Source organism: Streptomyces sp. HSW2009 (genome assembly GCF_040240285.1).
Lineage (GTDB): Bacteria > Actinomycetota > Actinomycetes > Streptomycetales > Streptomycetaceae > Streptomyces.
Genome location: NZ_JBEHZD010000479.1, coordinates 1 through 6,200 on the forward strand (window position 1 = coordinate 1; position 6,200 = coordinate 6,200).

Consider the following 6,200-nt stretch of genomic DNA (forward strand, 5'->3'; position numbering starts at 1 on the left):
CCCCGACCCCGGCCCCGACGGGAACACCCGAAACAACAACTCCGGAACGCCGGAGTGGGACCAGGCATCGGCCGGCGGGCCCCCCCCCGGGGGGGGCCGGGGGCCCCCCCCCCCCCCCCCCGCCCCCCCCGCGGCGGGGGGGGGGGGGGTTGGCCACCGGCCGCCACCAGGTGGCGACTTCGCCTCCCGCTTCTTCTTCCGTCGGCCGCTCCGGCCTGCTCCTGCGCTCGGCGTCCGGGGCACCTGAACCTCCTGAACTGCCTGAACCTCCTGGCCCGTCCGGTCTGTTCGAGCTGTCCCACCTGGCTGGTCCGGCTGGTCCGATGAGGCCACCTGGCCCGTCCACCCCCTCCAACCCCTCCGGCCTGTCTGGCCCATCTGGTCTGTCTGGTCTGTCTGGTCAGACGGAGCCACCGGGCCCAGACGGCCCGTACACCTCATGCGGCTCGTCCGCCTCATACAGCTCGTACGCCCCGTACCACTCCGCCATCTCATGCCGCGTCCCCCTGATCGCCCTCCGCGGCCTGTGCCACCGCGTCCCGCAGTCCGGCCGCCCGGTCGTCGCGCTGGTCGAGGCAGACGCCCGCGGAGGCTTCGGCGATCCGCTGGTCGGGCTGGCCCCGGTCGCAGCCGCGGCTGCTGAAGGAGACCACCGCCACCGGCACGCCGTGCTTGCGCAGCGCCCCCAGCAGGCCCGGCAGACCCTGCTGCCCACCGGGGCGCCCGTTGTCCTCGTCGTCGGTGCGCAGCACGACCAGCGCGGGCCGCTCGTCCCCCGCGCCGCGCCTGGCCAGTTCGGCGACCGCCGCGCGCAGCGCACCGTACGGGTCGGCCTCGTGCTCCGTCAGGCGGGCCCGATCGGCGAGGCCACGCCGGGCGGCGGTCCGGTCCTTGTGCGGGCCGAACTCCAACAGCCCGGTGTCGTACGGGCGCTCGGCGCGCGCGGGCGCGGCCACCCGCCACGCGCCGTACTCGTCCCGCGGCCCGAGGTCATCCATGGCGCGCGCCAGCAGCGCGGGCGCCCCGGCGGCGCCCTCCCACACGCCGGCCATGGACGGCGAGGCGTCGAGCAGGTAGAGCACCCGCCCGGGGCCGTTGGCCGCGCGGTAGCGGTCCAGCGTGTCGCCCAGGCTGCCGCCGGCGGGGTCGTCGGGCGCGGCCGGGTCGCGGATGGGGTGCGGGCCGCCCACCGGCCCGACGCCGCCGCCGGGCGGCGGCCTGCCGTCCTTGGACCAGAAGCCGGCCGCCCGGAACACCCGCTGCCCCGCGGGGCCGGCCAGCCACCGAGCGAAGCCGTCAAGTCCGGCCCTGCGGGTACGCGCCGTGGCGGAGTCCTGGTCCGACCCCTCCCAGGTGAGCGACACGGCGACGGGGGCGAGGGCGGGGACGTCGTCGGGGTAGACGGCCCGGCGCGGCACCCGCGTCTGCGCCCGGCAGTCCAACTCGCCGGCCCGCAAAAGGTACTCGGGCACGATCGCCGCCGTGCTGCGGTCCGCCTCGCGATCGTCGGCCAGCGCGCACAACAGCCCGGCCCCGTCTGAGGCCAGCGGCCCGCCGTGAGCCAACCGCCGCTCCACCGAACCGGCCTGCTCGTCCCCGTACAGCGCACGCGTCGCCAACAGCGCCGCGTCGGTCGACTCCGGGTCGGGGCGCCGGACCTGCCGCCCTGCGCCGGCGTCGAGGAAGGCGCGGACCAACCGGGACAGCGGGCCGCCGACGGGGCCCGCGGAACGGCCGTCCCTGCCGGTGGGCCGGTCTCCCCGCCCCGTGGGGCGACCATCGCGGGCGCGCGGGGCGGCGGTACGGGCGCCGGACGGCGCGGGCAGGGCGAGCACGGTGGGCGAGTAGCCGAACGGGGCGGACGGGGTGCCCAGGTCCACGTCCTGGCTGCCCTCGGTGGCCCGCGTGGCGTCCGCAGCCGTCGCCGGAATCCACAGGTCGGGCTGGGCCCCGACGTCGCGCTGCGGGTCGAGCGGCACGGCGGACGGCACGTTGGGGGTGCCGGCTCCGGCGCCCGTGCCTGCGGCTGCGTCGGTGGGCCTGACGGCGTGCCCCGGCGGTCGCTGCCACACGTTGGACAGGTCGTGGAAGGCGGTGATCACATCGGAGGTACGGGCCGCGTACACGGTGATCCCCACCCGGGCGCATGACCCGTCCGGGTGATTCGCGGCCGAAAGGGTGTAGGTCTGCGCGGCGGTACGTACGACCCGGTGCAGATCGGGATCGGTCAGCACGCGCAACTCCTGGGGCGGCGCACAGATCCGCGCGGCGGGCGCCCTGCCGAACACGTGGAGCAGGGTGCCGACGAGGGCCAGGACCGCGCCGACGGCCACACCGGCCACCAGCCAGCGCCGCCCCCGGGGCCAACGGGGCCCGTCACCAGGCTGCCGCGCGGGCCCGGGCTCGTGCCCAAGCGGACGACTACGCGCGCGTGGGCGCGTGCGTGGCCCCTCGCGCGGACGTCCCATCCGACGCTCACGCGGACGTCCGCCCCGACGCACGCGCACGCGCGCACGCACACGAGGACGCGAACGCAGTCGCCAGCGCGGCGAGGCGGGAGCCGGTGCGGGATCTGGCTCGGAAGCCGGCGCGTCCGGGTTGTCGTCCGGCTCGCCTTCGCTCCTGCTGTTCAGGTCGTCGCCGGTGCTCGGGTGGGTGGCATTGTTCGTGCTGCCGGCGTCGCTGGGGCTGCTGTTGTCGCTGGGGCTGCGTTCGCTGTTGCCTTCGCTGCCGCGGCTATCGCGGCTATCGCGGCTGTCGCGGGTATCGCTGCTGACCCTGTCGTCGTGGCCGCCCCGATCGCGCGGCCCGCGGTCGGCGACGGACGTACGGGCCAGGACGACATCCGCGTCCGGGTCGCCCTGTCGGGTCTGCGGCTGCCACGCCGCATCCGCGAACGTGCGCTGTCCGGCCATCCGCCTCCGGAGCGCCGGCCCGAGGCGTGCGAAGGTCACGGGGCGCCCGGGGCGCGCGCTGCGCAACACGTCGAGCAGCGCCGTGGTGAAGGGCGTGGGGGTGTCCGCGGGCCCGGCGTCGATGCGCCGGTTCGCCTGCACCGCGGTGACCAGGAAGAACCGTTGCCGCGGCTCGAACGCCTCCAGGACGCGCAGCGCATTGCCCGCGTAGCAGCAGTCCAGGACCACCACGATCTGCCGCGCCGGCGAAGTGCGCAACACGCTGAACACCTCGGTCAGCGACACGGAGCCGGCGAAGACGTGCTGCGCGCCCGGCACGGTACGGGCCCACGGCAGTTGCAGCCAGAGTTCGGAACCGGAGGACGGGACGGCACCGTGCCCGGCGAAGTAGAACAGCAACACCCCGTGCGTCCCGGCCGCGGCCTCCCGCAACACCTCGTTGAAGTCGTCGACGCCCGCAGGTTCGACCACCAGCACGCCCCCGCCCGCGCCCCCACCGTCCGCGCGCCCGCCCCCGGCCGCAGCACCGGAAGGGCCGTCCGCAGCGCCGGATGAGTCGTCGGTGGCGCTCGGCGGGCCGTCAGCAGTGCCGTCAGGGCCGCCGTCCCGGTCGTCACCGGCCGCGCCGGCAGCCCCGGTGAAGACGCCGCCGGCGCGTAACGCCGCCGCCAACTCCACGAGGTTCCTGCGGACCGCAAGCAGGTCGCCCGGCACCCCGTCCGGCGACTCCCGCTCCCTGCGCGCGTACTCGGGCACGCCCACGAGCAGCGCCAGGTTGTCCCCGCCCCCGGGGTCGCATGCCGGCATCGTGCCTACTCCTCGTCCTCCGCATCGGAGTCCGAGGTGTCGTCCGTCCATCCGTCGCGGACCTCGGGTGGATCGCCGCCCTCCACTTGACGACGGTTGTCGCGCCAGGCCGCGATGCCCTGTTTGACCGCGGCGTACAGGTCGTCCAACGCCGGCTGCGCCAGCGCCCCGATGACCACGATCAGCACCTCGCTCGCACTGCCCATGGGATGGCCATCGCCGTCCCCGGCGGGAGCCGGCCGCAGGTCGATCCGCACCAGGTCAAGCCGCGCCCACTCCTCAAGCAGTTGCTCGCGCTCCAGCCAGGCGCACAGCGCGGACACGTCCCGGTCGGTTTCGGCGTCCGGCAGCCAGATCCGTAAATCCCGCCGCCGTTCATCTCTCTGCGTCATAAGCGCCCATACTCGCACCGCTTTTACCGCAACTCAGAGAAGCGTGCACGGAAATGTGACCCGGCTGTTATGCGGAAGCCATTCCCACGATTCCCCAACAGAATTTGACGGTGCGAGGAATGTCACGACGACGGAAAAATCCCGATCACTGGCGCGTTGTTGCCCACGTTTCACGAGTGGCGCAAGTGCCCTAGCTCGATACGGAGTTCACTGGTCCGGAGCCACCTCCACACGGCCACTCCTGGCCAGCACGCGCGGAACGCCCTAAAAGACGGTACCCGACCGCTGTGATGACGGCGCCTACCGGACGCACCCCTCGCGCCGCGCAGCACTCGCGTACAAGATCGCCACGTCTCACCCCGAAGTATTTCCGTGGTGCAGGGAAAGTACGGTTCCGATCCACCCCGAGAAGGAATTCCGCTTCGCGATCTCGCCCATTCGGGACGGGTCCCGAATTCCCCGTCCTACGCTCAGCCCGTGTGCCCAGGCCGCGCCCGAACCCCACCACCAGAAGCGCGGCCTTTCCCACATCACACCACCGGCACCCGCAACCCCGCGCGCGAGGACACCCCGCATACGGAGACCTTTCCCGTACGAACCCCTCGGGGCGCAGCGCGGGGCCGGGCGGTACGGGACTGGACGGGGTGAGCCCAGGCGGCGGAGACCAGACGGGGCGGGATCGGACGGGCCGGGGGCCAGACGAGGCGGGCCGGCCGGGGCGGGCGCGCTTCCCACCCACACCCCCACCCTCAGGCGCAGCCCCTCGCACACCCCTGCACACCCACACGCACGCCCAACGCCCTCCCGCGCGCCGCGGCACTACTGCACGCGGGAGTCCGCGATCTGCCGGGACATGATCGTCGTCAGCTCGTACGCCGTGTGGGAGGCCGCGACCGAGGTGATCTCCGCGTGGTCGTACGCCGGGGCGACCTCCACCAGGTCCGCCGAGACGAGGTGGCAGCCGGCCAGGCCGCGCAGGATCTCCAGGAGTTCGCGCGAGGTCAGTCCGCCGGCCTCCGGCGTGCCGGTGCCGGGCGCGTGCGCCGGGTCGAGCACGTCGATGTCGATGGAGACGTACAGCGGGCGGTCGCCGATGCGCTGCCGCAGTTGGTCGGCGACCTCGTCCACGCCGCGCCGCATCACATCGGCCGACGTGACGATGCCGAAGCCCATCTTGGCGTCGTCGTCCAGGTCCCGCTTGCCGTAGAGCGGGCCGCGGGTGCCCACGTGGGAGAGGGCCGACGTGTCGAGAATGCCCTCTTCGACCGCGCGCCGGAACGGCGTGCCGTGCGTGTACTCGGCACCGAAGTAGGTGTCCCAGGTGTCCAGGTGCGCATCGAAGTGCAGCAGGGCGACCGGGCCGTGCCGCTTGGCGACGGACCGCAGCAGCGGCAGCGCGATGGTGTGGTCACCGCCGAGGGTCATCAGCCGGGCGCCGGTGGCGAGCAGGTCGTCGGCCGCGGCCTCGATCGTCTCGACGGCCTCGCCGATGTTGAACGGATTGGCTGCCACGTCGCCCGCGTCCGCGACCTGCGCGAGCGCGAACGGCGACGCGTCCTGCGCCGGGTTGTACGGGCGCAGCAGCCGCGACGCCTCCCGGATCGCGTTGCCGCCGAACCGGGCGCCGGGCCGGTAGGACACCCCGCTGTCGAACGGAACGCCCACCACGGCCACGTCTGCCGCGCCCCCCACCTCATCGAGGCGGGGCAGCCGCGCGAAGGTGGCGGGCCCGGCGTACCGGGGGATGCGGGACGAGTCGACGGGGCCCACGGGCTCCCTGGGGGCGCTGCTCATGTGGCCTCTCCTGTCATTGCCTGTCATTGCCGAGAACACGGGCCGGGGCGGACCGGGGTGAACCAGATGGACCGGGCGGACCGGGCGGACCGGGCAGACCCGGCGGTCGAGCCCGGCGTACGGCCCCGCCGCACGCCTCCGCCCACGCCCCGCTGTCCCGCCGTCTGGTGGGGCGGCCCCCCCGGGGGGCCCCCCCCCCCCCCCCCCCCTCCGCCGGCCCCGCCGCGCCCCCCGGCCCCGCCGCCCCCCCGCGGCCCCGGGGCCGGGGCCGCCCCCCCGCGCGGGGGGGGCC

Annotated in this window: 4 protein-coding genes; 1 reads left to right on the top strand and 3 read right to left on the bottom strand. The window is 74.8% G+C overall.

All coding sequences use genetic code 11. From position 1 onward, the window contains the following. The coding region (locus AAHZ94_RS26715; RefSeq protein ID WP_349995914.1) for a hypothetical protein at positions 1–247 on the top strand (247 nt) is incomplete at its 5' end. A 244-nt stretch (positions 248–491) separates the two neighbouring features. On the opposite strand, the gene AAHZ94_RS26720 is transcribed toward AAHZ94_RS26715, so the two are convergent. From AAHZ94_RS26720 to speB, 3 genes are all read right to left on the bottom strand, one after another. Continuing rightward, positions 492–3,722, bottom strand: coding sequence for a substrate-binding domain-containing protein (locus AAHZ94_RS26720; protein ID WP_349995918.1), 3,231 nt, complete (start codon positions 3,720–3,722; stop codon positions 492–494). Between the two features lie 5 nt (positions 3,723–3,727). Next, the gene (locus AAHZ94_RS26725; protein ID WP_349995920.1) at positions 3,728–4,114 is read right to left on the bottom strand and encodes a hypothetical protein; all 387 of its coding nucleotides are present in this window, start codon (positions 4,112–4,114) and stop codon (positions 3,728–3,730) included. An 819-nt stretch (positions 4,115–4,933) separates the two neighbouring features. After that, on the bottom strand, positions 4,934–5,908 hold the full coding sequence (gene speB, locus AAHZ94_RS26730; RefSeq protein WP_349995921.1) for an agmatinase: 975 nt from the start codon (positions 5,906–5,908) through the stop codon (positions 4,934–4,936). Positions 5,909–6,200 lie beyond the last annotated feature (292 nt).

Excerpts from the sequence above, each read along its gene's own strand:
- AAHZ94_RS26725 (WP_349995920.1), bottom strand. The coding sequence starts at position 4,114 with ATGACGCAGAGAGATGAACGGCGGCGGGATTTACGGATCTGGCTGCCG.
- speB (WP_349995921.1), bottom strand. The coding sequence starts at position 5,908 with ATGAGCAGCGCCCCCAGGGAGCCCGTGGGCCCCGTCGACTCGTCCCGC.
- AAHZ94_RS26720 (WP_349995918.1), bottom strand. The coding sequence starts at position 3,722 with ATGCCGGCATGCGACCCCGGGGGCGGGGACAACCTGGCGCTGCTCGTG.